This window comes from Serratia sp. 2C06 (genome assembly GCF_050037615.1).
Taxonomy (GTDB): Bacteria; Pseudomonadota; Gammaproteobacteria; order Enterobacterales; family Enterobacteriaceae; genus Serratia; species Serratia ureilytica.
Window position 1 is genome coordinate 4,654,454 of sequence record NZ_CP188299.1, and the last position, 26,944, is coordinate 4,681,397.

The 26,944-nt window shown below is 61.1% G+C and carries 23 protein-coding genes; 8 read left to right on the plus strand and 15 right to left on the minus strand.

The window, feature by feature from the left end; all coding sequences use genetic code 11:
• Nucleotides 1-140 precede the first annotated feature (140 nt).
• Nucleotides 141-2,783, minus strand: coding sequence for a DNA topoisomerase (ATP-hydrolyzing) subunit A (gene gyrA, locus ACP3TA_RS22720; RefSeq protein WP_123061847.1), 2,643 nt, complete (start codon nucleotides 2,781-2,783; stop codon nucleotides 141-143).
• A 212-nt stretch (nucleotides 2,784-2,995) separates the two neighbouring features.
• On the opposite strand from gyrA, the gene ubiG reads away from it, so the two are divergent.
• The 4 genes from ubiG to yfaE all read left to right on the plus strand — a co-directional run bounded on the left by ubiG (nucleotide 2,996) and on the right by yfaE (nucleotide 7,910).
• Entirely contained in the window at nucleotides 2,996-3,721 is a 726-nt protein-coding gene (gene ubiG, locus ACP3TA_RS22725; RefSeq protein ID WP_033644327.1) for a bifunctional 2-polyprenyl-6-hydroxyphenol methylase/3-demethylubiquinol 3-O-methyltransferase UbiG, read from the plus strand.
• A 438-nt stretch (nucleotides 3,722-4,159) separates the two neighbouring features.
• Nucleotides 4,160-6,448, plus strand: a complete 2,289-nt coding sequence (gene nrdA / locus ACP3TA_RS22730) for a class 1a ribonucleoside-diphosphate reductase subunit alpha (protein WP_033632525.1) — start codon at nucleotides 4,160-4,162, stop codon at nucleotides 6,446-6,448.
• A 67-nt stretch (nucleotides 6,449-6,515) separates the two neighbouring features.
• Entirely contained in the window at nucleotides 6,516-7,646 is a 1,131-nt protein-coding gene (gene nrdB, locus ACP3TA_RS22735) for a class Ia ribonucleoside-diphosphate reductase subunit beta (protein WP_019453694.1), read from the plus strand.
• Nucleotides 7,647-7,649: 3 nt separating this feature from the next.
• Nucleotides 7,650-7,910, plus strand: coding sequence for a class I ribonucleotide reductase maintenance protein YfaE (gene yfaE / locus ACP3TA_RS22740; protein ID WP_015378558.1), 261 nt, complete (start codon nucleotides 7,650-7,652; stop codon nucleotides 7,908-7,910).
• Between the two features lie 59 nt (nucleotides 7,911-7,969).
• Here the strand turns inward: yfaE and ACP3TA_RS22745 are convergent, their stop codons facing one another.
• Both ACP3TA_RS22745 and ACP3TA_RS22750 read right to left on the minus strand, forming a co-directional pair.
• Entirely contained in the window at nucleotides 7,970-8,122 is a 153-nt protein-coding gene (locus ACP3TA_RS22745) for a Hok/Gef family protein (protein WP_122004452.1), read from the minus strand.
• Nucleotides 8,123-8,353: 231 nt separating this feature from the next.
• A complete protein-coding gene (locus tag ACP3TA_RS22750; protein ID WP_033651927.1) occupies nucleotides 8,354-9,175 on the minus strand; it encodes an AraC family transcriptional regulator in 822 nt (273 codons plus the stop codon).
• Between the two features lie 116 nt (nucleotides 9,176-9,291).
• Here ACP3TA_RS22750 and ACP3TA_RS22755 point away from each other — a divergent pair, with 116 nt between their 5' ends.
• Nucleotides 9,292-10,500 carry an FAD-dependent oxidoreductase gene (locus tag ACP3TA_RS22755; RefSeq protein WP_230328401.1) on the plus strand — a complete coding sequence of 403 codons (1,209 nt, stop codon included), beginning with the start codon at nucleotides 9,292-9,294 and terminating at the stop codon, nucleotides 10,498-10,500.
• 3 nt (nucleotides 10,501-10,503) lie between these two features.
• Here ACP3TA_RS22755 and ACP3TA_RS22760 read toward each other — a convergent pair whose 3' ends face one another.
• Nucleotides 10,504-11,700, minus strand: coding sequence for a nicotinamide mononucleotide deamidase-related protein YfaY (locus ACP3TA_RS22760; RefSeq protein ID WP_147838321.1), 1,197 nt, complete (start codon nucleotides 11,698-11,700; stop codon nucleotides 10,504-10,506).
• A gap of 245 nt (nucleotides 11,701-11,945) precedes the next feature.
• Between ACP3TA_RS22760 and tyrP the strand changes: the two genes are divergently transcribed.
• Nucleotides 11,946-13,154, plus strand: a complete 1,209-nt coding sequence (gene tyrP / locus ACP3TA_RS22765; RefSeq protein ID WP_004935940.1) for a tyrosine transporter TyrP — start codon at nucleotides 11,946-11,948, stop codon at nucleotides 13,152-13,154.
• A gap of 61 nt (nucleotides 13,155-13,215) precedes the next feature.
• On the opposite strand, the gene ACP3TA_RS22770 is transcribed toward tyrP, so the two are convergent.
• Entirely contained in the window at nucleotides 13,216-13,755 is a 540-nt protein-coding gene (locus ACP3TA_RS22770) for a YfaZ family outer membrane protein (protein ID WP_033643844.1), read from the minus strand.
• Nucleotides 13,756-14,093: 338 nt separating this feature from the next.
• On the opposite strand from ACP3TA_RS22770, the gene katA reads away from it, so the two are divergent.
• Complete coding sequence (gene katA / locus ACP3TA_RS22775) at nucleotides 14,094-15,530, plus strand: catalase KatA (protein WP_033651930.1); 1,437 nt, start codon at nucleotides 14,094-14,096, stop codon at nucleotides 15,528-15,530.
• A 44-nt stretch (nucleotides 15,531-15,574) separates the two neighbouring features.
• On the opposite strand, the gene menE is transcribed toward katA, so the two are convergent.
• From menE to idnO, 8 genes are all read right to left on the minus strand, one after another.
• Nucleotides 15,575-16,960 (minus strand): o-succinylbenzoate--CoA ligase, encoded by a 1,386-nt coding sequence (gene menE, locus ACP3TA_RS22780; protein WP_206196218.1) that lies wholly within the window; start codon nucleotides 16,958-16,960, stop codon nucleotides 15,575-15,577.
• Entirely contained in the window at nucleotides 16,948-17,931 is a 984-nt protein-coding gene (gene menC, locus ACP3TA_RS22785; RefSeq protein ID WP_033643847.1) for an o-succinylbenzoate synthase, read from the minus strand. Before menC ends, menE begins: the two co-directional genes overlap by 13 nt.
• The gene (gene menB / locus ACP3TA_RS22790) at nucleotides 17,931-18,788 is read right to left on the minus strand and encodes a 1,4-dihydroxy-2-naphthoyl-CoA synthase (RefSeq protein ID WP_089197260.1); all 858 of its coding nucleotides are present in this window, start codon (nucleotides 18,786-18,788) and stop codon (nucleotides 17,931-17,933) included. Before menB ends, menC begins: the two co-directional genes overlap by 1 nt.
• Nucleotides 18,789-18,799: 11 nt before the next feature.
• Complete coding sequence (gene menH, locus ACP3TA_RS22795; protein WP_033643848.1) at nucleotides 18,800-19,570, minus strand: 2-succinyl-6-hydroxy-2,4-cyclohexadiene-1-carboxylate synthase; 771 nt, start codon at nucleotides 19,568-19,570, stop codon at nucleotides 18,800-18,802.
• Entirely contained in the window at nucleotides 19,567-21,243 is a 1,677-nt protein-coding gene (gene menD, locus ACP3TA_RS22800) for a 2-succinyl-5-enolpyruvyl-6-hydroxy-3-cyclohexene-1-carboxylic-acid synthase (RefSeq protein ID WP_198811072.1), read from the minus strand. The genes menH and menD overlap by 4 nt, the downstream gene beginning before the upstream one ends.
• Nucleotides 21,244-21,623: 380 nt before the next feature.
• Complete coding sequence (elaB, locus tag ACP3TA_RS22805; protein WP_033643850.1) at nucleotides 21,624-21,935, minus strand: stress response protein ElaB; 312 nt, start codon at nucleotides 21,933-21,935, stop codon at nucleotides 21,624-21,626.
• An 81-nt stretch (nucleotides 21,936-22,016) separates the two neighbouring features.
• The gene (gene idnD / locus ACP3TA_RS22810) at nucleotides 22,017-23,048 is read right to left on the minus strand and encodes an L-idonate 5-dehydrogenase (RefSeq protein WP_187307479.1); all 1,032 of its coding nucleotides are present in this window, start codon (nucleotides 23,046-23,048) and stop codon (nucleotides 22,017-22,019) included.
• Between the two features lie 23 nt (nucleotides 23,049-23,071).
• Complete coding sequence (gene idnO, locus ACP3TA_RS22815) at nucleotides 23,072-23,836, minus strand: gluconate 5-dehydrogenase (protein ID WP_033643852.1); 765 nt, start codon at nucleotides 23,834-23,836, stop codon at nucleotides 23,072-23,074.
• Between the two features lie 268 nt (nucleotides 23,837-24,104).
• Here idnO and ACP3TA_RS22820 point away from each other — a divergent pair, with 268 nt between their 5' ends.
• Nucleotides 24,105-25,088, plus strand: coding sequence for a LacI family DNA-binding transcriptional regulator (locus ACP3TA_RS22820; protein WP_206196219.1), 984 nt, complete (start codon nucleotides 24,105-24,107; stop codon nucleotides 25,086-25,088).
• Here ACP3TA_RS22820 and ACP3TA_RS22825 read toward each other — a convergent pair.
• Both ACP3TA_RS22825 and ACP3TA_RS22830 read right to left on the minus strand, forming a co-directional pair.
• On the minus strand, nucleotides 25,068-25,577 hold the full coding sequence (locus tag ACP3TA_RS22825) for a DUF1097 domain-containing protein (RefSeq protein WP_033643854.1): 510 nt from the start codon (nucleotides 25,575-25,577) through the stop codon (nucleotides 25,068-25,070). The two genes, ACP3TA_RS22820 and ACP3TA_RS22825, sit on opposite strands and share 21 nt — an antisense overlap.
• Nucleotides 25,578-25,707: 130 nt before the next feature.
• Nucleotides 25,708-26,943, minus strand: coding sequence for an MFS transporter (locus ACP3TA_RS22830; protein WP_047574275.1), 1,236 nt, complete (start codon nucleotides 26,941-26,943; stop codon nucleotides 25,708-25,710).
• Nucleotide 26,944 lies beyond the last annotated feature (1 nt).

Consider the following 26,944-nt stretch of genomic DNA (forward strand, 5'->3'; position numbering starts at 1 on the left):
GGCGCGCGTTGTCGCCGGCGCAGCGGCCGGCGGCTCGGTGCGCCAATTAAACCATATAACTGAAAAAGGGCCTAGCATCGCTGCCAGGCCCTTTTGTCTCAGTGCATTACGGTGTCGGCATGCCGACGCCCTCACCTTGCTTAAACGTTGTCGTCGTCCATCGGCTCAGCCGCGTCGTCGCCATCGTCCAGCGGCGTAGTGTCTTCTTCCACCGCTTCCGCGCCCGGTTCCAGGCTGTCCAGCTCTTCGTCTTCCACCGGCTCGGCCACGCGCTGCAGACCGACGACGTTTTCGTCTTCCGCCGTACGGATCAGCGTCACGCCCTGGGTGTTACGACCGACCACGCTGACTTCCGAAACGCGGGTACGCACCAGCGTGCCGGCATCGGTGATCATCATGATCTGGTCGCTGGTTTCCACCTGCACGGCGCCGACCACCTGGCCATTACGCTCGCTCACCTTGATGGAGATAACCCCCTGGGTGGCGCGTGACTTGGTCGGGTACTCGGTGACTGCAGTACGTTTACCGAAGCCGTTTTGCGTGACGGTCAGAATGTCGCCCTCGCCGCGCGGCACGATCAGCGAAATCACGCTGTCGCCTTCGCCGAGGTTGATGCCGCGCACGCCGGTCGCGGTGCGGCCCATCGAACGCACCTGCGTTTCCGGGAAGCGCACCACTTTACCGTTGGCGGAGAACAGCATCACTTCGTTGGTGCCATCGGTCAGATCGACGCCGATCAGCTCGTCGCCCTCGTTGAGGTTGACGGCGATAATGCCGGCGCTGCGCGGACGGCTGAACTCGGTCAGCGCGGTTTTCTTCACGGTACCGCTGGCGGTGGCCATGAACACGTGACGCCCTTCTTCATACTCGCGCACCGGCAGAATGGCGGTGATACGCTCATCGGCTTCCAGCGGCAACAGGTTGACGATTGGGCGGCCGCGCGCGCCACGGCTGGCTTCAGGCAGTTGATACACCTTCATCCAGTACAGGCGGCCACGGCTGGAGAAGCACAGGATCGTATCGTGGGTGTTGGCCACCAGCAGGCGATCGATAAAGTCTTCTTCTTTAATGCGCGCGGCGGACTTGCCTTTGCCGCCGCGGCGCTGAGCTTCATAGTCGGACAGCGGCTGATACTTCACGTAGCCCTGGTGAGACAGAGTCACCACAACATCTTCCTGGTTGATCAGGTCTTCGATGTTGATGTCGGAAGTATTGGCGGTGATCTCGGTGCGACGACCGTCGTTGTACAGCTCTTTGACCGCCACCAGCTCTTCGCGGATCACTTCCATCAGGCGCTCTGGGCTTTCCAGAATAAAGATCAGTTCGGCGATGAAGTTGAGCAGCTCTTTATATTCGTCCAGCAGCTTTTCGTGCTCCAGGCCGGTCAGTTTCTGCAGACGCAGATCCAGAATCGCCTGAGCCTGCTGCTCGGTCAGGTAGTACTTGCCCTCGCGGATGCCGAACTCCGGCTCCAGCCACTCAGGGCGAGCGGCGTCGTCACCGGCGCGTTCCAGCATGGCGCTGACGTTGCCCAGATCCCACGGCTGAGCCACCAGCGCGACTTTCGCTTCCGCCGGCGTCGGCGCACGGCGAATCAGCTCGATGATCGGATCGATGTTGGCGAGCGCGATAGCCAGCGCTTCCAGGATATGGGCGCGGTCACGGGCCTTGCGCAGTTCGAAGATGGTGCGGCGGGTGACCACTTCGCGGCGGTGGCGCACGAAGGCTTCGAGGATATCTTTCAGGTTCAGCAGCTTAGGCTGCCCCTGATGCAGCGCGACCATGTTGATGCCGAAGGTGACCTGCAGCTGCGTCAGCGCATACAGGTTGTTCAGCACCACTTCGCCGACCGCGTCGCGTTTGACTTCGATCACGATGCGCATGCCGTCTTTATCGGACTCGTCACGCAGCGCGCTGATGCCTTCTACGCGTTTTTCTTTCACCAGCTCGGCGATCTTTTCGATCAGACGCGCCTTGTTCACCTGATACGGGATCTCGTGAACGATGATGGTTTCGCGGCCGGTTTTGGCGTCGGCTTCCACTTCCGCGCGCGCGCGCAGGTAGACTTTGCCGCGCCCGGTGCGGTAGGCCTCTTCAATGCCGCGACGGCCGTTGATGATCGCCGCCGTCGGGAAGTCCGGCCCCGGGATGTGTTCCATCAGCCCTTCGATGCTGATGTTTTCATCATCGATATAGGCCAGGCAGCCGTTGACGACTTCAGCCAGGTTGTGCGGCGGAATATTGGTGGCCATGCCCACGGCGATGCCCGACGAGCCGTTGACCAGCAGGTTCGGGATCTTGGTCGGCATAACGGCCGGGATCTGCTCGGTGCCATCATAGTTAGGCACGAAGTCGACGGTTTCTTTTTCCAGATCCGCCAACAGTTCGTGAGCAATCTTGGACATGCGCACTTCGGTATAACGCATCGCCGCGGCGGAGTCGCCGTCGACGGAACCGAAGTTACCCTGACCGTCCACCAGCATGTAGCGCAGTGAAAACGGCTGAGCCATACGCACGATAGTGTCGTAAACCGCGCTGTCACCGTGCGGGTGATATTTACCGATCACGTCCCCGACGACACGGGCCGATTTCTTGTATGGTTTATTCCAGTCGTTACCCAATACACTCATCGCGTAAAGAACGCGGCGGTGAACCGGCTTCAGTCCATCACGAACATCTGGCAGCGCACGTCCGACAATAACGGACATCGCGTAGTCCAGATACGAGTTTTTCAACTCGTCTTCGATGTTTACCGGTGTGATTTCTCTGGCAAGGTCGCTCATGGAGCTGCTATCCCTCTACTAATGATTCATCTGCCCGCTGCCATAGTGGCAAAGGTGTAAAACTATATCACAAAGCACGCTTTACGGGAAAATAACCGCCGCTGTTTCACGGAAATTGTACAGATTAGTGCGCTAAAAACGCATCGACGCAGACGATGCCGCGCCGGAACATGTATAATCCGCGCAACGAGAACAAGGAGCCAGACAAGCCCATGAACGCAGAATCATCCAGCCGAGTGCAAAACGTTGACCACCAGGAAATCGCCAAGTTCGAGGCCGTCGCCTCCCGCTGGTGGGATCTGGAAGGCGAGTTCAAACCGCTGCACCGCATCAACCCGCTGCGCCTGAACTACATCATGCAGCGCGCCGGCGGCATTTTTGACAAGCAGGTGCTCGACGTGGGCTGCGGCGGCGGCATTCTGGCGGAAAGCATGGCGCGCGAAGGCGCCGAAGTGACCGGCCTGGACATGGGCGGGGAGCCGCTGCAGGTCGCCCGGCTGCACGCGCTGGAAAGCGGCGTGAACGTGACTTACGTGCAGGAGACGGTGGAAAGCCACGCTCAGGCCAACCCGCAGCGCTACGACGTGGTCACCTGCATGGAAATGCTGGAGCACGTGCCCGATCCGGCCTCGGTGGTGCGCGCCTGCGCCCAACTGGTGAAACCGGGCGGCCACGTGTTCTTTTCCACCATCAACCGCAACACCAAAGCCTGGCTGATGGCGGTGATCGGCGCGGAGTACGTGCTGAAGATGGTGCCGCAGGGCACCCACGATCATAAGAAGTTTATTCGCCCTTCCGAACTGATCGGCTGGGTCGACGGCACGCCGCTGCGCGAAAAGCACATGATCGGCCTGCATTACAACCCGATCACCGATCATTTCAAGCTTGGGCGCAACGTTGACGTGAACTACATGGTGCACACCCAGCACGAAGGCTGAGCGCTGTAAACCGCGCCGGCCCTGCGTTATCGGGGTTCGGCGCCAACGCGCTGTTAGGAAAAATACCTAATTTCCGCGACTTCGATCAAAATCGTGGTTGTAGACAGTTTTTTAGAATATTAAATCAGATCAATATGCCGTTTTTTTCTAACGTTTAATAAAACGCCAAACGATCGGTTTTTTCAGTTTTTCAGTAAAATCTGATCTCGCTTATTGACAAGCTTGTCGCGCCAGTCACGGCGCGCACTGCGAACGGCAAGTTACATTTCACCCCCAAGTTATCCACAAATTAGGCCGGTTTTGTTCACTTGCAAACGCCGTTTTTTCTCACTATCTTGTTACCTCACCGACATACAACCCCTATATATAGTGTTTACATACTGAGCAGAGCGACTACACTTCTGCTTAGGGGCACCATACGGACAGGTAAAACACCACATGAACCAAAGTCTGCTTGTAACTAAACGCGATGGCCGTAAAGAGCGCATCAACCTCGACAAAATCCACCGGGTCATCGATTGGGCCGCAGAAGGATTGCACAACGTCTCGGTTTCTCAAGTAGAGTTGCGTTCCCACATTCAGTTTTATGACGGCATCAAAACCGCCGACATTCACGAAACCATCATCAAAGCCGCTGCCGATCTGATCTCCCGCGATGCGCCGGACTATCAGTACCTGGCCGCTCGCCTGGCGATCTTCCACCTGCGTAAAAAGGCTTACGGCCAGTTCGAACCGCCGAAGCTGCACGCTCACGTGACCCGCATGGTCGAGATGGGCAAATACGATAAACATCTGCTGGAAGACTACAGCGCTGAAGAGTTCGAGCAGATGGACTCCTTTATCGATCACTGGCGCGACATGAACTTCTCTTATGCCGCCGTCAAGCAGCTGGAAGGCAAGTATCTGGTGCAGAACCGCGTCAGCGGCGAGATCTACGAAAGCGCCCAGTTCCTGTACATGCTGGTGTCCGCTTGCCTGTTCTCCAACTACCCGCGTGAAACTCGTCTGGACTACGTCAAACGTTTCTACGACGCGATTTCCACCTTCAAGATTTCGCTGCCTACGCCGATCATGTCCGGCGTGCGCACCCCAACCCGCCAGTTCAGCTCCTGCGTGCTGATCGAGTGCGGCGACAGTCTGGACTCCATCAACGCTACCTCCAGCGCCATTGTGAAATACGTTTCGCAACGCGCCGGCATCGGCATCAACGCCGGCCGCATCCGCGCGCTGGGCAGCCCGATCCGTGGCGGTGAAGCCTTCCATACCGGCTGCATCCCGTTCTACAAACACTTCCAGACCGCCGTCAAATCCTGCTCGCAGGGCGGCGTGCGCGGTGGCGCGGCAACGCTGTTCTACCCGATGTGGCACCTGGAAGTGGAAAGCCTGCTGGTGCTGAAAAACAACCGCGGCGTTGAAGGCAACCGCGTGCGCCACATGGACTACGGCGTGCAGTTGAACCGTCTGATGTACCAGCGCCTGATCAAAGGCGAAGACATCACCCTGTTCAGCCCGTCCGACGTGCCGGGGCTGTATGACGCGTTCTTCGCCGATCAGGACGAATTCGAGCGCCTGTACACCCAGTACGAGAAAGACGACAGCATTCGCCAGAAGCGCGTGAAAGCGGTTGAGCTGTTCTCGCTGATGATGCAAGAACGCGCCTCTACCGGCCGTATCTATATCCAGAACGTCGACCACTGCAACACCCACAGCCCGTTCGATCCGCAGATCGCGCCGGTGCGCCAGTCCAACCTGTGTCTGGAAATCGCACTGCCGACCAAGCCGCTGGAAGACGTCAACGACGAAAACGGCGAGATCGCGCTGTGCACCCTGTCCGCCTTCAACCTGGGCGCGATCGACAGCCTGGACGATCTGGAAGAGCTGGCGACCCTGGCGGTACGTTCGCTGGACGCCCTGCTGGATTATCAGGATTATCCGATCAAGGCCGCGCACCGTGGCGCAATGGGTCGCCGCACCCTGGGCATCGGCGTCATCAACTTCGCCTATTATCTGGCGAAGAACGGCGTGCGCTACTCCGACGGCAGCGCCAACAACCTGACCCACAAGACGTTCGAAGCCATTCAGTACTACCTGCTGAAAGCCTCCAACCGTCTGGCGCAGGAACAAGGCGCTTGCCCGTGGTTCAACGAAACCACCTATTCGCAGGGCATCCTGCCGATCGACACCTACAAGAAAGACCTGGATGCGATCTGCAGCGAGCCGCTGCACTACGACTGGGAAACCCTGCGTAAAGAGATCCAGGAAACCGGTCTGCGCAACTCGACGCTGTCCGCCCTGATGCCGTCGGAAACCTCTTCGCAGATTTCCAACGCCACCAACGGCATCGAGCCGCCGCGCGGCCACATCAGCATCAAGGCGTCGAAAGACGGCATCCTGCGCCAGGTGGTGCCGGAGTATGAGCGTCTGAAAGACAACTACGAGCTGCTGTGGGAAATGCCGAGCAACGACGGCTATCTGCAGCTGGTGGGGCTGATGCAGAAATTCATCGACCAGTCGATTTCGGCCAACACCAACTACGATCCGACCCGCTTCCCGGGCGGCAAGGTGCCGATGAAGCAGCTGTTGAAAGACCTGCTCACCACCTACAAGTTCGGCGTGAAAACGCTGTACTACCAAAACACCCGCGACGGTGCGGAAGACGCCCAGGAAGATTTGCAGCCTGCCAAGGCCGGCGATGACGACTGCGAAAGCGGCGCCTGCAAGATCTAAAGTTTGACCTAGCGGGCCGGAATTTTCCGGCCCCTTCATTTAGCCACGTTACGATGGATTCAGGCTTATGGCTTACACCACTTTTTCTCAGACCAAAAACGACCAGCTGCAAGAGCCGATGTTCTTCGGCCAGTCGGTAAACGTTGCGCGTTTCGACCAGCAAAAGCATGAAATCTTCGAAAAACTGATCGAAAAACAGCTCTCCTTCTTCTGGCGCCCGGAAGAGGTTGACGTTTCCCGCGATCGCATCGATTACCAGGCGCTGCCGGAGCACGAGAAGCACATCTTCATCAGCAACCTGAAGTATCAGACCCTGCTGGACTCCATCCAGGGCCGCAGCCCGAACGTCGCCCTGCTGCCGCTGATCTCGATCCCTGAGCTGGAAACCTGGGTGGAAACCTGGTCGTTCTCCGAGACTATCCACTCCCGTTCCTACACCCACATCATCCGCAACATCGTCAACGATCCGGCGCTGGTGTTCGACGACATCGTCACCAACGAAGAGATCAAGAAGCGCGCGAAAGACATTTCCGGCTACTACGACGATCTGATCGAGATGACCAGCTACTATCACCTGCTGGGTGAAGGCACCCACCAGGTGAACGGTAAAACCGTCACCGTCAATCTGCGTGCGCTGAAGAAGCAGCTGTACCTGTGCCTGATGAGCGTGAACGCGCTGGAAGCGATCCGCTTCTACGTCAGCTTTGCCTGCTCCTTCGCTTTCGCCGAGCGCGAATTGATGGAAGGCAACGCCAAAATCATCAAACTGATCGCCCGCGACGAAGCGCTGCACCTGACCGGCACCCAGCACATGCTGAACCTGATGCGTTCCGGCGCCGACGATCCTGAAATGGCGGAGATCGCCGAGGAATGTCAGCAGCAGTGCTACGATCTGTTCGTGCTGGCAGCACAGCAGGAGAAAGAGTGGGCGGAATACCTGTTCCGCGACGGCTCGATGATTGGCCTGAACAAAGACATCCTGTGCCAGTATGTGGAGTACATCACCAATATCCGCATGCAGGCGGTCGGCCTCGGTCTGCCGTTCGAAACCCGCTCCAACCCGATCCCGTGGATCAATGCCTGGTTGGTGTCCGACAACGTGCAGGTAGCGCCGCAGGAAGTGGAAGTGAGCTCTTACCTGGTTGGCCAGATCGACTCGGAGATCAACGCCGACGACCTGAGCGACTTCGAACTGTAAGCGATGGCGACGCCAACCGTAACGCTGCGCGCCGCCGGCACGCAGCTCTCTTGCCCTAACAGTGAAAACTGCCTGCTCGACGTGCTGGAACTGCACGATGTGCAGGTAGAGTACCAATGCCGCTCCGGCTATTGCGGCGCCTGCCGTCTGAAGCTGGTGAAAGGCGAAGTGGCCTACCGCCAACAGCCGCTGGCGTTTATCAACGCCGGTGAAATCCTGCCCTGCTGCTGCATGCCGCTGACGGATATCGAGCTGGAAATGTAAAGTCGGGTGCCGGAAACCGCGCCTGGAGACCAGAAGGCGGGGTTGCCCCCGCCCTAGGATTACCGCTTCACCTCACACGCCAACCTGATCAGGATAGTGATATTTTCCTGGTAGATTTTCAGCTCGCACAGCGAGTCTCTTATCATCCAGATAAATAACAAAACCGTAATACTTACAACGGTTAGCGAGTGAAACACATGCCTTAAGCGCATGCTTGCCTCCTTGCTGTGAAGGGGCTACCATACCGGTGTCTAGGCGGTATGTGCAGCCCCATTCTGATTGAGAGTCAGTCTGGGGCTTTCATCTATCCGCCTTGTCACACAATGCCCAAGACGAACAGTCTCAAGCACCCGTCAAGAGAGTAACAGCATTCCCTCACCGCGAATATCCCCTATAAGATTATGATTAATCAGGGATATATAACTATCCTCAAAGTATTTCGCTTAGCGCCCCTTTCCCGCCGATGTGGAAAAATAACGCGCCGGGGAATCGCCGAAGGCTTTACGAAACATGGCGATAAAATTGCTCGGCGAGGCATACCCCAGCGCCTCCGCAATCTGCAGCACCGTTTCGCCTTCGGCCAGCTTCGCCAACGCATATGACAACCGAGCCTGCTGACGCCACTGGGCAAAACTCAACCCCGTCTCGCCGATCATCAGCCGCCGCAGGGTACGCGGCGACATCGCCCCCCATTCAGCCCACGCCTCCAGTGAACGTTCGCTCCCCGGTTGCGCCAGCAAGGCCTGCAGAACGCCGGCCAGGCGCGGATGGGACGACATCGGTAAATACAGCGGCTCCGTCGGCGCCAGCCGTATCTCGTCACGCATCACCTGCGCCATACGCTCCTGCTCCAGGGTAAGCGCGCTGCGTTTGTCCCAACCTTCCGCACGCTGAGCCAGCGCCTGTAGCACTGCGCTGATGCCGATAACGCAAGGTGTATTCGACAGATCGTGGCAGGCCTCCGGCGCCAGCAGTAAACTCCAGCCGCTCAGCGCGCCGCAAACCTGCACCCGGTGCTCCGTCGCCGGCGGGATCCAACCCGCCCGCTGAGGCGGCAGCACCCAATCGCCCTGCGCCGTGCTTACATGCAGCAAACCGCTTTCAACGCACAGCAACTGCCCGCGCACATGCTGATGCCAGTCGTATTCGCGCGTGCCCAACCGATACTCCCGGCCTGCCGCGTCGCGGCCGCCGAGGGCGATCAGCCAGGGGCCCGTCGACCATTCGCTGCAGTCAGCGTCGAGGGCGTGAAGGTTCGCATTCATATTGGCCACTAATCACTATTTTTAGTCCAGATACCGTTATACCAACCTTTTCCTGCACCGACATAATGAAATGCTTCCGGCCGCGACCGTCTGCGGCCACTGACTCACGAGGGAACATGATGACAACACTCAGCATTGGCATTATCGGCGCCGGGCCCGGCGGCCTGTGTCTGGCTCAGGGACTGCGCCGCTTTGGCATCCACGCCACGGTGTTTGAACGCGACACCACACCGCAAGCACGCGATCAGGGCTACCGGCTGCGCATCGATCCGTCGGGGCAGCAGGCGCTGGCCGCCTGCCTGCCGCCGGCGCACTACCGCTTGCTCTGCGCCGGCAGCGCGCAAAACAGCGGCGAGAGCAATCTATGGGATCCGCAGCTTGCCCCGCTCACCGGCCGGCGCCCCGAGCACTGGTTGCCCTCCAGCCAGCGCCAAACACAAGAACCGGGCGGCGATCTCGGCATTCATCGCCAAACGCTGCGCGAGATCCTGCTTGCCGGCCTGCAAGACCGGGTGCGTTTCGGCCATACCTTGCGTGAATTTGCACAAACGCCGCAGGGTGTGGAACTTCAGTTCGCCAACGGCGAACACGTGCGGGTCGATGTGCTGATCGCCGCCGACGGTGTCAACTCGCTGGTGCGGCGGCGCTGCCTGCCCGAGGCGGGGCCAGAAGACAGCGGTGCGGTCACCCTCTACGGCAAAACGCCGCTCGATGCGGCGACCCGGGCCCAATTGGCCCCTGAGCTGCTGAACGGCGTATCGGTGATCTTCGCCGACGGCGTGTCGCTGGTGGTTGAACCGATGCGCTTTCAGGCCCCCATGGCGCAACTGGCGGCCGACTACGCGCCCGATTGCCGCCTCTCGCCGGTCGACGACTATCTCTATTGGGCCTGTATCGGTTCGGCTGAACGTCTCGGCGGAGCCCCGGGACTGGAGGAGAACACCGCGTTGCAGGCGCGCGTACGGCATATCTCGCAAGGATGGGCGCCCGCCTTGCAAACGGCGTTAGCGCTGGCGGATCCCCTATCGCTCAGCGTGCGGACGGTGCAGGTTACGGCGGCGATGCCGGAATGGCACAGCGAACGCATCGCCTTTCTCGGCGACGCCGTGCACGCCATGAGCCCGGCAGGTGGGCTCGGCGCCAACACCGCGCTGGTAGACGCCGCCAGCCTGGCGGCGCATCTGGCGCACTCAGACAGCGCCGCGCAGGCGCTCAGGAACTACGGTACAGAGCTGCAAACGCGAGGCGCGGCGGCAATACGTCTTTCACGCCTGGCGTCCGAACGGCTACAACAAAACAGTGAGGCAGACAACTCAGCGCCATGAGCGTCACTCGATAATTTCCACCACCTCCAGCCAGGCGTTTTTACCGCACGCCTGGCCCCCATTCAGCCAACGGCGCAGCATATCCAGCGCCAGCATCGCCACCGACTCCTGCCGCAGCCGCAGCCCGTGGCGCGACGCGCGATAACGCACGGTCTGGCCAATCCCGCCGCGCGGCGTGTGCAGCGCAATGCTCACCTGCTCATCGCGCATGGCGCTGACCGCCAACGCCAACGGCGCGCCGGTCAATTCCGCCAGCGAGCGGGCGCGCGCCAGCGTCGTTTCCAGCGTTTCGATGCAGTGGGCCGGCAGCAGCTCTCCCCCCGCCAGCGGCGCGCCTTCGCTCTGCAGCTGCAGGTTGATCAAGCCGCCGCTGAATTGCTCGCTCAACGCCAGCTTCAGCCCTTGCTGATTCAAGCGCTGCGTCAGCGTCGCCGGCAACCCGACGGTGCCTTCGAAGATGCAGTTGTCCCCTGCTACCTCGCGCACGCGTCGCCAGGCCAGCTCCATCTCCGCGCGCCGGTTTTCCGGCCCGGTCAGCTTCAGCTCAATGATCGGGCTGGACGAGCGGTAACCCAGCACCACGTCCGGCGGCAGCGGCAGGCTGTCCAGTTCGGCGGCCAGATCGCTCTCGGAGGTACCGAACGTCGTCAGACGCAGGCACAGCGGCGGCGCCGGCAAAGTGAAGCGCTGGCGCAGACGCGGCACGATCTGCTGTTCGACCATCACTTTGAATTCCGAAGGCACGCCGGGGGTGAAGAACATCAGGCATTGGTTCAGCTGCAACGCGAAACCGCAGGCGGTGCCCACCGGGTTATCCAGCATTTCCGCATTGGCCGGGATCTGCGCCTGCTTTCGATTCGAAGGTGCCATCGGCCGCCCGCGCTCGGCGAAATAGGCTTCCATACGCGCCAGCCAGTCAGACCGTTCAATCAGCTCTACGCCGCAGGCTTTCGCGGCGGCCAGCGCGCTCAAATCGTCGCTGGTCGGCCCCAGGCCGCCGTTGACGATCAGCACATCGGCGATATGGCTGCGTTCCTGCAGGATCTCGATCAAAGCAGAGAGGCTGTCCCCTACCGTTTCCCGCCCGCTCATCGGCACGCCCTGCTGGAACAGGTAGTCCGCCAGCCAGGCGGCGTTGGTATCAATAATTTGCCCGTGCAGCACCTCATCGCCGGTGCTGAGCATCTCCACCCTTAACATTGATCTCTCCCACATTTTTTGGTCATTCCACTATAGAAGCCCGTAAATAACTTTTCACTAGCCGCCGTCGGATTATTTCCGCCATCGCGTCGTTCATCATGCGCCATGCCGCCCGCAAGATTGTAAACTTTAATTTACAATGCGCGTAACGCCGGTTTGACACAAATTAGGGCTTCCACTATCCTGCCATCCTCATAAATCGTTACCTATAATTTTCAAAATCTTTCGGCTGGTAGAGAAAAAACGTGAAGAATCGCACTCTTGGCAGTGTTTTTATCGTGGCGGGCACCACCATTGGCGCCGGGATGCTGGCGATGCCGCTGGCGGCGGCCGGCGTCGGTTTCGGCGTCACGCTGGCCTTACTGGTCGGGCTGTGGCTGTTGATGTGTTACACCGCGCTGTTACTGGTGGAGGTTTACCAGCATGAGCAGGCGGATACCGGTCTGGGCACGCTCGCCAAACGTTATCTCGGCGGCGGCGGCCAGTGGCTGACCAGCTTTAGCATGATGTTCCTGATGTACGCCCTCACCGCCGCCTACATTAGCGGCGCCGGCGAACTGCTCGCCACCAGCATCAGCCAATGGACATCGCAGGACTTCCCGGTGTCGCTCGGCGTCCTGCTGTTCACCCTGGTGGCCGGCGGCGTGGTGTGCATCGGCACCCACTCGGTCGACTTGTTCAACCGCATCCTGTTCAGCGCGAAAGTGGTGTTTCTGGTGGTGATGCTCGGCCTGATGTTGCCGAATATCCACCAGACCAATCTGATGACGTTGCCGCTGGAGCAAGGCCTGGCGTTATCGGCCATTCCGGTGATCTTCACCTCATTCGGCTTCCACGGTAGCGTGCCGAGCATCGTCAACTACATGGGCGGCAACATTCGCAAACTGCGTTGGGTGTTTATCATCGGCAGCGCCATCCCGCTGATCGCCTATATCTTCTGGCAGCTAGCGACGTTGGGCAGCATCAGCTCTGACACCTTCGTCGGCATTCTGGCGCAGCAGGCCGGGCTGAATGGCCTGTTGCAGGCGGTGCGTGATGCAGTAGCTTCGCCGCACGTTGAACTGGCGGTGCACCTGTTCGCCGATCTGGCGCTGGCGACCTCGTTCCTCGGCGTTGCGCTTGGGCTGTTCGATTTCCTGGCTGACCTGTTCAAGCGGCAAGATAACGTGCGTGGCCGCCTGCAAACCGGCGCCATCACCTTCCTGCCGCCGCTGGCCTTCGCGCTGTTCTATCCGCGCGGTTTCGTGCTGGCGTTGGGTTTCGCCGCCATCGCCCTGTCGGTGCTGGCGCTGCTGCTGCCTTCGCTGCTGGTGTGGAAAACTCGCCAAAAGCATCAGGCGCAGTACCGCGTCTGGGGCGGCACCCCTGCGCTGGCGCTGGTGTTTGTCTGTGGGGTAACGGTGATCGCCATCCAACTGGGCATCGCCAGCGGCATGCTGCCGGCGGTCGGGTAAGCGACGAAAGACAAAGAATGATAAAGAGAAAGGGGCCGCAATGGCCCCTTTTTGCTGAGCGTCAGAAGCTCAGACCGACACCGACATAAGGGCCATCGGCCAGGGTGTTGTCGCGACGCCCGTCTTTGCCTTCCATCTGCATGTAACGGTAGCCCACGTCCACGCTCAGCGGACGGAACTTCCAGCGCAGGCCGCCGCTGGCTTCGTTATAGGCCTTCACGCCGCTGGTGAAAGACTCAGGGGCAAAATAACCTTCGCCGTGCAGGCTGAAGTAACGGTTAATTTCCCACTCCAGGCCGCCGCCCAGCGCCACCGCCCCGCCGCTTTTCCCGTCTTTCGGGCTGAGGTACAGCGCTTTGGCGCCCACGGTCGCCGTCAACGGCCCCAGCGGCACGCCGAAGTTCAACCCCACGCTGCCGACGTTGCCGTCATGGTCGCTGCGCGCCCAGTTGCCGGTCAGGCCCAGACCTGAAGAGCCGGTGCTCATACCAACGCCCAGGTTGGTGTAGTGTTGCCCGGCTTCGCCTGACACGCTGATGGCGTTCGCCGCGCCGGTCACAAACAGCAATCCTGCCGCGCACGCGACCCAAGTCTTTTTCATCATCTTTCCCTCTGGTTTGTCATCCGTACCGAATGATCGAATCAACGCAAAATAATAACGTCATGAGTCTATACCAAAGCGCAATGAGTATTTAAGGGATAAAAGCGAAAAAATTCTTCAATAATCAAATAAATGTAAAAATTTGCAAACAAAAATCCATATTCGTCAAGGCGATGCCAACGATAACCGAGACCTATTTGCCGTCGCTCGCCAATAGGGCTACAACTAGTAGTGGCTTTGACCAAGGTCAGGGGAAGAAGCCCCGCCAAAGGACTATGCTGATGAACGCTTAAACCGCCCGAGTCTTTACTTAACTGCACTACGATAAGGAGCAAGTGATGAGCAAGAAAGGACTGACCACCGCAGCCGGCGCCCCGGTTGTCGATAACAATAACGTGATCACCGCGGGCAAACGCGGCCCGATGCTGTTGCAGGACGTGTGGTTCCTGGAAAAACTGGCCCACTTCGACCGCGAGGTCATCCCCGAGCGCCGCATGCACGCCAAAGGATCCGGCGCCTACGGCACCTTTACCGTCACCCATGACATCACCCGCTACACGCGCGCCAAGATCTTCTCCGAAATCGGTAAGCAGACCGACATGTTTATCCGCTTCTCCACCGTCGCCGGTGAGCGCGGCGCGGCCGACGCCGAACGCGACATTCGCGGTTTCGCCATGAAGTTCTATACCGAAGAAGGCAACTGGGATTTGGTGGGTAACGATACGCCGGTGTTCTATCTGCGCGATCCGCTGAAATTCCCCGATCTTAATCACGTGGTGAAACGCGATCCGCATACCAACCTGCGTAATCCGGTGTACAAGTGGGATTTCTTCTCTCACCTGCCGGAATCGCTGCACCAGCTGACCATCGACTTCAGCGATCGCGGCATTCCCAAGTCCTACCGCCACATGCACGGTTTCGGCAGCCACACCTTCAGCTTTATCAATGCCGCCAACGAGCGCTTCTGGGTGAAATTCCACTTCCGCTGCGAACAAGGCATTGAAAACCTGATGGATGAAGAAGCGGAAGCGATCATCGCCAAGGATCGCGAAAGCTCACAGCGCGATCTGTTCGATGCGATCAAACGCGGCGACTTCCCGCGCTGGAAACTGCAGATCCAGATCATGCCGGAACACGAAGCCTCGCAGACGCCGTATAACCCGTTCGATCTGACCAAGGTCTGGCCGCACGGCGACTACCCGCTGATCGACGTCGGCTTTTTCGAGCTGAACCGCAACCCCGACAACTACTTCTCCGAGGTTGAGCAGGTGGCGATGAACCCCGCTAACGTGGTACCGGGCATCAGTTTCTCGCCGGATAAAATGCTGCAGGGCCGCCTGTTCTCCTATGGCGATGCGCACCGCTACCGCCTGGGCGTCAACCACCACCAGATCCCGGTGAACGGCGCCAAATGCCCGTTCCACAACTATCATCGCGACGGCGCGATGCGCGTGGACGGCAACAGCGGCAACGGCGCAACCTACGAACCGAACAGCTTTGGCCTGTTCCAGGAACAGCCGGACTTCAGCGAACCGCCGCTGAGCATTGAAGGCGCGGCCGACCACTGGAATCATCGTGAAGACGACGATTACTACAGCCAGCCGCGCGCGCTGTTCAACCTGCTGAGCGCCGAAGAGCACCAGCGCATGTTCACCCGCATCGCCGGCGAACTGTCGCAGGTGCCGGAACACATCCAGCGCCGTCAGGTCGAGCTGTTCACCAAGGTGCACCCGGACTACGGCGCCGGCGTCGCCAAGGCGTTGGGACTGAAATAACCCGCCGTCATCATTCGCTCAGCCGCCCTTTCGGGCGGCTTTTTTTATGCCTGACGCAGGCGCTCCGCCACCCACGCCTGCAACCGGCGGCGCGAAATCTTGATGCCGCCGTTTTTCAGCTCGTCAGGCAGCGGAAGCAATGCCGTCGGGCGTTGGAAATTGGCGAGCTTATCCTGCGACCAGGCGAGCAGCGTTGCCAGCGACAGCGACGGATCGCCGTCGATCACCGCCACCGGCCGCTGACCGAATTCGGCGTCCGCCACCGGCACCACAAACGCCTGCGTGATCTGCGGATGCGCCGCCAGCACGCGTTCGATATCTTCCGGCTGCACCCCTTCGCCGCCGCTGAAAAACAGGTTGTCCAGCCGGCCGAGAATTCGCAGTTCCCCCTCGATCATCGCGCCGCGATCGCGGGTCGGGAACCAGCCCTGCTCATCGGCCAACGGCTGCAGATGCCCATGGCGCCAGTAGCCAAGCGCCAGGCTGTCGGCGCGGATCCAGACCTCTTCATCCACCAGTTTTACCTCGCGGCCGCCGAGCGGCAGGCCGACACCCGCCCGCGCATCGGCGCGCTTGGCGCACACCGTGGAGGCCAGTTCGGTCAGCCCGTAGCCGCACCAGCAACGGATCCCCGCCGCCTCCGCCCGTTCGGTCAGTTCCACCGGGATCATCGCGCCGCCGAGCAGCACCGCCTTCAGCGCCATGCCCGCCAGCGGTTGCGCCAGCAGCCGCCACAGCTGGGTCGGCACCAACGAGGCATGCGTGCATCCCGCCAACGCCTCGTTCAGCGGGTGCATCTCGCGCACCGCCAACCGGGCGCCCGCCGCCAGCCAGCGCCAGACAATGCCCTGTCCGGAAACGTGAAACAGCGGCAATGACAGCAGCCAGCAATCCTCGCGCTGAAACGCCATCAGCCCCAACACCCCGGCGGCGCTGGCCAGATGGTTGGCATAGCTGTGTGCGGCCGCTTTCGGCATGCCGCTGGAACCGGAGGTCAACGTCAGCGTCGCCAGACGCTGCGCATCCCACGTCGGCAGGTCTGGCCAACGCGGCTCGGTCGACGGCGGGGTCAATCGAATCACGTCTTCCGGCAGCGCCGGCAACGAGTCCGGGCCGAAGACAAAGGTCATATCCAATTCCGGCAACAGCTGCGCCAGCAGCGGCGTCGGCAAGGCGGGATTGAGCGGCAACAGGCGTGCGCCGCACTGCAACAGCGCCAGATAGGCCAGCAGCAGTGGATAGCTGTTTTTACCGCACAGCGCCACACCGCAGCCCGATTCAACGCCCTGATGCTGGAAATCCGCCGCCAGCTCATCCACCTGGCTCTGCAACGCCAGCCAGCTCAGCGGTTGTTCGCCGAGCATCAGCGCCGTCGCCTGCGGCTGAGTGCGCGCCCAGTGTCGCCACGGCCAATCGTTCAACGGCGCCATAGGCACTCCAGCGCCGAGACATCCAGCAGCGGCAACGCGCTGCCCGGCCACGGGCGCAGCACCTGCGCCTGCATCAACCCCAGCGTGTCCAGGCCCGGCACGGTATCCGGCGTCAGCCAATGGGCGATGCGCGCCAGTTGAGTCAACCCCAGGCTGGATTCGAGGCTGGAGCTGATCACCGCCGTCAGGCCCGCCGCGTGCGCCTGCGCCACCAGCGTCTGGCAACGCGCCAGGCTGCCGACCAGCGTCGGCTTGATCACGATGGCCGCCACGCCCGGCTCGGCCTGCACCACAAAGTCCGCCTCCCGCACGCTCTCATCCCAGGCGATGGCGATACCGGTCGCCCGGGCGAAGTCGCGCGATTCATCACGGGTCTTGCAGGGCTCTTCCAGGAAGGCGATGCGATCGCGCCACGCCGGGTTGACGTACCTGGCGAAGCCGTCGGCCTTGGCGCGGGTCCAGCTGCGGTTGGCGTCCAGCCGCAGCCGCAGATCCGGCAGCGCCTCCAGCAACACGTTGACGATCATGCCGTCCCGCACCGCCTCATACAGCCCCACCTTCACCTTGGCGACTTTCTCGCCCGGCAAAGCGCTCAATGTCTCGAACAGCTCATCCGGATCGCCGGTGCACAGTGGCGCCTTGCGAAAATCCGCCTGCATCGGCAAACGCTGCTCCAGCTCGGCCTGCGCACAGCTGAGCCCAAAGGCCACCGAGGGCAGCGCGCTGTGCTCCGGTTCGTTGCCCGCCAACCACGCCTGCAGCCAGCCCAACGCGGCCTGTTCGGCCTGCGCCGGCGTTTCCCGGCTGAATTCCGGCAGCGGCGCGATCTCGCCCCAACCTTCACGCTCGCCCTGACACAGCTGCACCACCCATCCGTCACGCGTTTTCAACCGTTGATTGCGCAGCACCACGCCCGCCTCCATCGGCAGGCTGTAACGGTATAGCGCCGCGCTGCGGTTTGCCCCGCTCATTACGGGTTACGCTTGAATTTGCTGAAGTCCGGTTGGCGCTTCTCGTTGAACGCGTTGCGCCCTTCCTGCCCTTCGTCGGTCATGTAGAACAGCATGGTGGCGTTGCCCGCCAGCTCCTGCAAACCGGCCTGGCCGTCGCAGTCGGCATTCAGCGCCGCCTTCAGGCAGCGCAGCGCCATCGGGCTGTTCTGCAGCATTTCGCGGCACCAGCGCACCGTCTCTTTTTCCAGATCGGCCAGCGGCACGACGGTATTGACCAGGCCCATGTCCAGCGCGGCGGCGGCGTCGTACTGGCGGCACAGGAACCAGATTTCGCGCGCCTTCTTCTGGCCGACGATGCGCGCCATGTAAGACGCGCCCCAGCCGCCGTCGAACGAGCCCACTTTCGGGCCGGTCTGGCCGAAGATGGCGTTATCCGCCGCGATGGTCAGATCGCACATCATGTGCAGCACGTGGCCGCCGCCGATCGAATAGCCGGCCACCATCGCCACCACCGGCTTCGGGCAGGTGCGGATCTGGCGCTGGAAGTCCAGCACGTTGAGGTGATGTACGCCGCTGTCGTCGCGATAGCCGCCGTAGTCGCCGCGCACTTTCTGATCGCCGCCGGAGCAGAAGGCCTTATCGCCGGCGCCGGTCAGAATAATGACGCCGATGCCGTCGTCGTAACGGGCGTTGGCCAGCGCGTCGATCATCTCTTTGACCGTTTGCGGACGAAACGCGTTGCGCACCTGCGGCCGGTTGATGGTGATTTTGGCGATGCCGTCGGCGGACTTGTGATACAGAATGTCTTCGAAATCGCCGGTGCAATCCTGCCAGGCGATAGCGGCATACAGGTATTCTTCATTCGGATAAAGCATGTTCGGTTCCTTTAACCAGGGTTAACGAGAAAGGTCTGCAGCTCGGCGACGAAATCCTGCGGATTGGCCAGATGCGCGTTGTGGCCGGCCTGCGGCACGATGCGCAACGGCAACCCGGCGTCGCGCGCCAGCCGTTGAAATTTGGGGTCGTTCTCACCGCACAGCACCCGCAGCGGCACGGTCAGTTGGCGCAGCTGCGGCGCCAGATAAGGCTGTCTCCCGAGCGAGGTGGCTTCGAGCATGTCGGCAATCGCCGGGCCGCTGTTGACCGAACGCGCGGCGATCAGCGCCTGGCGGTGCACATGGCTAAGCTCTTTGAACACCGGCTGCTGATACCAGTCCGCCAGGACTTCGGCAATCGGCTCACTGCGAAAACGCGCCGCCCATCGCGCATCCTGCTCGCAACGATCGCGGCGCTGTTGTTCGTCCTCAAGCCCCGGGTTGCCGCCCTCGACGATCACGCCTTGCAGGCCGTCATGGCGGCCGTGGCAAGCGTGATACATGGCGATGCGCCCGCCGAGCGAGTAGCCCACCAACCAATAACGTTCAATATTGCGCAGTTGCAGGGTCGCGGCGATTTGCGCGCTGATGTCGTCGAAGCCGCGGCAGCTCACCGCCACGGAATCGCCGTGGCCGGGCAGATCGATGGCCAGCGACGGCCATTCCGGGCAACGCGCGGCGATCACCCGCCATTCATTGTTGTTGCCGAGCAGGCCGTGCAGCCATACCAGCCACGGACGCCCCGCTTCGCCCTGTTGCAAAATTCGCGTCGCCAGCATCATTGCACCGCCATCTGTTGCACCAGGTATTGCAGGCTTTCGGCCCCTGCGCTCGGCGACACCTGCAGTTCTATCAGCGTGGCGCCGCCGCGCCGCCAGCCTTGCTCAACCGCCTGTTGCAGTTGGCGCCAGTTTTCCGGCCGCGCGTAGCCAAGCTGGAACATCGCCGCCGCGTGGCTGAACTCGACGTTCTGCGGCATGCAGTAAAAGCGTTGGCGCTCCTCGTCCGGCGTCGGCAACAGCGAGAAAATTTGGCCGCCGTTGTTATTGACGACGATCAGCACCGTCGGCGCCGAACAGTGGCGCAACAACGCCAGCGCATTGAGGTCATACAACGCGGAAAGGTCGCCCACCACCGCCAACATCGGCCTGGCGGTGGCGCGCTGTACGCCGGCGGCGGTGGAAATCAGACCGTCGATGCCGCTGGCGCCGCGGTTGCTGAATACCGGGTAAGCGACAGGCAGCGTCGTTAACGCGTCGATCAGTCGCACCACCAGGCTGTTGCCGAGAAACAGCTGGCCGTTCTCCGGCAGCAGTTCCGGCAGGCGGTGCGCCAGCTGCGCTTCGCCAAAGTTATCGTGCAGATGCGTGGACGCCGCCGTCAGCGCCTTATCCGCCAAGGCCGCCAGCCCGGCGGCCCACGGCGCGCGCGGTTGCGCCGGATGCTGCGCCAACCACTGCGCCACCCCGGCACGCAGACGCCGCCCCCGGTGCTGGGCTGGATCGAGCCGCCCCGGCAGCTCGTCGATGACCCAATACTCTTCCGGCCGACACTGCGCCTGCCACTGCAGCAAGCGTTTACCGGTCAGACTGCCGCCGAACTGCACCACCAGCTGCGCGTCTTGCAACACGCGCTGCGCCTGCGGATGAGCGAGCCATAAATCGGCGCAGGGCAGCGGTTGCCCGGTCTGCGACAGCACATCGCCGATCAGCGGCCAGCCCAGCGTCTCGGCCCAGTCGGCCACCTGTGCGCCCTCTTCCGCGCTCATGCGGCCAGCCAGCACCACGCCGCGTTTTTGCCGCCAGAAGAACCAGTCCGGCTGCGGCGACGGCGCCGCACGCGTCTCGCTTTCCTGCAGCCAAGGCCGATCGCTCTGCCACCAGTCGCCCAGCGCGGCGGACCAATCGGCATACTGACGTTCATCGCCGCCGTACAGCGGTTCGGCGAACGGGCAGTTAATATGCAACGCGCCGTGCTGCAGGCGCGCCATCGCGCTGTCGACGCTGGAGGCCAGCCACGCGGCCGGAATATCCGGCGTAGGACGCGGCAGATCGATCGCCAACGTCGGGTGGCTGCTGTAGAGGCCGTTTTGACGGATCGCCTGATTGGCGCCGCAGTCGATCAGTTCCGGCGGCCGATCGGCGGTGAGAAACACCAGCCGCTCACCGGTCAGGCCGGCCTCGATTAAAGCCGGGTAAAGGTTCGCCGCCGCGGTACCGGACGTGACAATCACCGCTACCGGCTCACGCGCCGCCTTCGCCAGCCCAAGCGCCAAATGGCCAAGCCCGCGTTCATCAAAGTGGGTATGACAGATAAAAGATCGGTTGGCCGCAGCGGCCAGCGTCAACGGCGTGGAGCGCGATCCCGGAGCGATACAAACATGCCGCACCCCATGGCGGGCCAGCGCCTCGAGCAGCACAGCCGCCCACCGGCGATTAAAAACACTTGTCGACATAGTTCGCTCACAAGTCAGTTAGCAGAGATCGTCCCCGGCGCAGCCGACGGACGCCGCGCCTGTAGTTACGCTCTGTATTATATGAGGTGTTATTTTCACGGCTTTTGCGCCAGCGCAAAAACGCCGTATATCCCTGGGTGTTTACACCAGATAATTATTTGATTTAGAACAAAAAACAAACAATAAATACACAAACACTTTACACCTGCGGCGACATGGCCTCAATTCGTCCGCACAAAAAACAGGGGAATAGCGCCCCGCCTGCGGCGGCTAGCGGAAAGTATAGGCGGGATATGGAAGAACTATCGGAGAAACAGCGGGATGAAGCACACAGTCTGCAGAAAAGAACGAGGCGGCTTGCGCCGCCCCTGGGGCGTGATTTATTTGCGGGCCAGCAGCAGCCCCAGCACCAGCCCGACGGTGGCGCCGATGCCCACGCTGTGCCAGGGTTTATCCCGCACATAGTCGTCGGTGCGGTGCACCGCTTCTTTGGCGCGGGCATAGTAGGATTCGCCGGTGTTCACCCAGCGCGCCTTGACCTCACTCAGCGCCTGCTCGGCGTGCGACTTGATGTCGATGTAGGCCTGATCCGCGCGATCGCCGCTGTATTGCAACACTTCTTCCAGCGTTTCGGTCAGCATTCTCAGATCGTCATCCAGCGTAGTTTGCTCAGCATCCGTATGTCTTGCCATCGTGAGATCTCCGTGGTTGAAAAATTAAGCGTTCCTACACTATAGACAACGATCGTCACCTGCGGCCATCGGACTTTTACCCTAAAACACTAATTGCACCTTGGCGGCCTGGCGCTTGTCGCCGGCAAACTCCAGCGCCTGCGCCAGTTGGTCCCCGGCGAACTCCGCCGACAGCAGCGGCAGCGGATCGACCACATCACCGGCCAGCCAGGCCACCGCCAGCGCGAATTCCTCCACGAAGCGGAAGGAGCCGAGCAGATTCAACTCCTTGGCGATCAACAGCATCAGCGGGAAATCAGGGAAGCTGCCGCCCATCCCGACCTGCACGACGGTGCCCTTGGCGCGCGTGACTTCCAGGCAGCGCTGCAGCGACGTCGGATGCCCTGCTGCCTCGAAAGCAATGTCGAAATAGCCTTTGTGTTGCTGATATACGCTGAAATCGTCGTCTGCGGCATGCAGACAGCGATCCGCCCCCATCTGGCCGGCGAGCGCCAGACAGCGCGGGCTGAGATCGGCGCAGACGATCTCGGCGGCGCCCAGCGCTTTCAGCGCCGCCACCAGCAAACAGCCGATCGGGCCGACGCCGGACACGAAAACCGTTTTACCCTTCACCGCGCCGGGCTGTTTCGCCGCGTGGATCGCCACCGCCAGCGGTTCGGCGAATACCATCACCCTGTCGTCGCGATCGGCGGCGTAAGGAATGCACTGCACGCTATCCACCACCTTGTATTGGGTGAAAGCGCCGTCGACGTGCGGGAAATACATCGCGCTGCCGAAAAAGCGCATGTCAACGCACTGATTGCTTTGCTGCGCCAGACAATATTTGCACCGCCCGCAGGGTTTGCTGGGATTGAGCGCCACCTTCTGCCCGATCGCCAGCTGCGGTGAATCGCTGGCGACCACCTCGCCGATCGCCTCGTGGCCCAGCACCATCGGCTGGCGTACCTGAAAATTGCCGACCTTCCCTTCCTGGAAGTAATGCAGATCCGAGCCGCAGATGCCGCCGCGGCGGATTTTCACCAGCGTGCCCTGCCCCTGATAATTCACTTCTTGCGCGATCACCGCCACGTCTCGTTTGCCGTTGACCATGCAGGACTGGGTTTGAATTTTCATCTCAACACTCCACGAAAGAGGGATTACACCGCGGCGGACATGCCGCCATCGACAAACAGCAGCTGCCCGTTGACGAAGCTGGAAGCGTCAGCGGCCAGGAACACCGCCGCGCCGATCAGCTCCTGCGGATCCCCCCAACGCGCGGCGGGCGTGCGCTGGGTCAGCCAGGCGGTAAAGGCCGGGTCGTCGGCCAACGCCTGCGTCATCTCGGTTTTGAAATAGCCGGGGGCAATGCCGTTGACCTGAATGTTGTAACGCGCCAACTCCACGCACATGCCGCGCGTCAGCATTTTCACCGCCCCTTTGGACGCCGCGTAAGGGGTGATGGTGTCCCGCCCCAGCTCGCTTTGCATCGAGCCGATATTGACTATCTTGCCGCGCCGGCGCGGCACCATGTAACGGGCCACGGTCTGCGACACGATGAAGACCGCCTTCTGGTTGACGGCGATGATGTCGTCCCAGTCTTGCTCCGGGAACTCGGTGAAGGGATGACGGCGCTGGATGCCGGCGTTGTTGATCAACACGTCTATCGCGCCGATGTCCGTTTCGATACGGCCGATGGCGGCATGCACCGCCTGAGAGTCGGTGACGTCGAACGCCGCCGCGTCGGCGCGCAGCCCCTCTTCGCGCAGGCGATCGGCGGCGTGCCGGGCATGTTCTTCGGTGGTGGCATTGACCAGAATATGCGCGCCTTGCTGCGCCAGGCCACGCGCCAGCAGAAAACCGATGCCGCGCGAGGCGCCGGTGATCAAGACGGTTTTGTTATCCAGAGAAAACAGGTTGTTCATGGTAATTCCCGGCCTTCAGGCCTCCAATCGGACAGGCCTCTATCTCAGCCGATTGTTACCGGTAAAAACGTGATGGAAATCACTGAAAATAATGTTACGAAACCCTGTTACCCTTAACGTGAACTCACGCAGACAGCAAGAGAACAAAGCCAATCTATCCAATTGAAAAATAGCCACTTTCAATAAAATCGCATGCGTTGTTATCACCAAATCGATTTGTTAACATACCGCTATCCACCCTTGCCGCGCCGCCCGTTAAGGCTACCGAATGAAACACCCCCGCGTAACGCTACAGGACATCGCGCAATTGGCCGGCGTGACCAAAATGACCGTCAGCCGTTTTCTGCGCACGCCGGACAAAGTGGCGGCCGACACCGCTGAACGCATTGCGCAGGTCATGCGGGAGCTGAACATCACTGACGCCGATACCGCACAGGCCGGCAGAAAACCGCGCATCGGCGTGTTGATCCCCTCTTTCAATAACCAGATTTTCGCCGATCTGCTGGCCGGCATCGAATCCGTCACCCAGGCGCGGGGTTATCAAACGCTGGTGGTGAACTACGATTACAGCCCGCAGCGGGAAGAAGAGCAGATTGCACAGCTGCTGGCTTATCCAATCGCCGGGCTAATCCTCACCGATTCGGCGCACACCTTGCGCGCTGAGACCTATCTCGCCGCCGCGAAAATTCCCATCGCGCAGGTGATGGATCTCGACGCGCCGCCGGGGCGGATCGCGGTGGGATTTGACAATGAACAGGCGGGGTATGACATGACCGCCGCGCTGCTGGACAGCGGCAAACGCCATATCGTTTACTTTGGCGCCATGTCCGACGCCCGCGACATTAAACGTTACCAGGGTTACTGCCGCGCCATGGCGGCTCAGGGGCAAACGCCGCGCCAGATCACGCCGCATCGGGTCTCATCGGTTTCGATCGGCGCCGACATGCTGGCAATGGCGCGCGAACGCTACCCGCAGTTGGACGGTATCCTGTGCACCAACGACGATTTGGCGGTAGGCGTGTTGCAGGCCTGCCTGCGTCTCGGCGTGCGCGTGCCGCAGGAGGTTGCGCTATCGGGTTTTCACGGTCTGGATATCGGCCAAGCGACCACGCCGGGCATCGCCAGCGTGATCACGCCGCGCTTTGAGATGGGTAAGGCCGCCAGTGAACTGTTGCTGCAGCGGATCGCGGGCGAGCCCTGCGCCGAGCGTCTCGATCTGCACTACCGCCTCTCACTCGGCGGCACCGTTTGAGCCGGCATGCCGGCTGACCGGCTGTGCGGCGCGGGCTTTTTCGCTGCGCGCCGCCCACCACAGCCCGCTGTTTTTCATCGCATAGCCGAATAGCAGGCCCACCAGCAAAGAGAGCGTCACCAGCGGCCAGTCGCCGCCGCCGGCGAAGGTCGCACAGGCGCCGATAAAGGTGCCGGGCACGAACCCCAGCCATTGCTGTTTGGCCTGTATGCACATCAAGAACGCCACGGCGCCTGTCAGCAGATACCCCAGCAAATTCCATTGCGGCGCCAGTTCGCTGCCGTGGATGATGACCATTGCCCAGAAAACGCCGCTGCAGCAGGTCAACGCGCCGATCAACAGCCCTTTCAGGCCGCCCTGCGGGCAGGCGAAATAGGCCGTGCAGCCGAGAAAACCGGCCCAACCGATCAGGCCCAGACTGACGGCAACCCATCCCCAAACGCCGGACAGGATCCCGGTGGTGACGGCAATGGCGAAAAGAACGTTCATAAAGTGACCTGCAGCAAAAAGAAAGCGCGCAGTTTACCCGAAATCAGGCCAATTTATGCGATACAAATCACATCATAAATGTAATTAAAGAATCATTAATTATAAAAAATAGATATTCATCACAAAATAATTAGCAAGGGAACCCCACCCGGGACGTTTTCCATGCCAGCAACAGGCACACTGCGCTGCTGCTCAAGAACAGCAAATGGGTCGCCTGCTGCAGATCGACGCGATCGACCACCACGCCCAGCAAGATAGGCACCCAGTTGGCGATATAAGCGATAACGTAAAACAGAGAAAGCAAACGCGCATGGCTGGTCGGAGGCGAAATCAAGTTCACCAGGGTCGCGCTGCCGACGAAAATGGCGCCGTATGCATAGCCGGCCACCACCAGCCCCATCGCTGCCAGCCCCAGAGAATGCCACTGGATCGCCATGGCGAACACCACTGCCGCCAGCACCTGCGCCAGGCAACCGAACAACAGCGAATGACGGGCGTTAACGCGGCGGCTCAGGATCTGGCTGATGCCGGCGATCAGCAGATACACCGCAATCGCATAGCCAAAGACGCCACGCTGGTGCATGCCTAACAGCGTTTCCGCCACGCCGGGGCCGATTGCCAAAATACTGGCGGCCAGCGCCCAACAGACAAACAGCGCGCCGGCGCACACAAAGAATTTACCGCCGGTAGCGCGCAGGCCATCGAGCAGCGTGCTTTTTTCCTGTTCGGCCGGCGCAGCGCGGGCCGGCGACGCAACCTGGCCACGCGGCCACAGCAGCATGACGCCCAACGCCGCCATGGCGGCAATGGCCATGATGAAAACGAACGGCAGCGTCGTGGGATGAAAACCGGTCTGCAAAGCGATGCCGCTGAAGATCGGCCCCAGCGCTAATCCGGTGGTGAATGACAGCGTTGCGATTAACGCCGCGCTTTTACCGCCGTCGCGCGGCCCAAACCGCACCAACGCGATGTTCGCCGCGCCGGTCAGCGCCCCGGTGCCTACCCCGGCCAGCAGCCGCGCCATCAGCATCATGGCAAAGGTATCAGCCAGCGCGAACAGCAGCGCGCCGCTCAACACCACCAGCAACGCCGGCACGATCATGCTGCGTAAATCCTTTACTTTGCCGGCCAGATTGCCGACGCCGAACAAAGAGATCAGCACGCCGGCGGCATAGGCGCCGTAGATGACGGTCAGACTGACCGAGCTTAGCGCAAGCTGCTGCTGATACAGCGGATAAAGCGGCGTCGGCGCGCTGCTGTTCAGCAATGCCGACATCAAAGCCAGCGCCAGGAACAGTAAAATGGCCGTGCGCGACGCCTGTGCGTTTGCTGGCGCCGCGTCCTGGATGGCGGTATTTTCTGACATG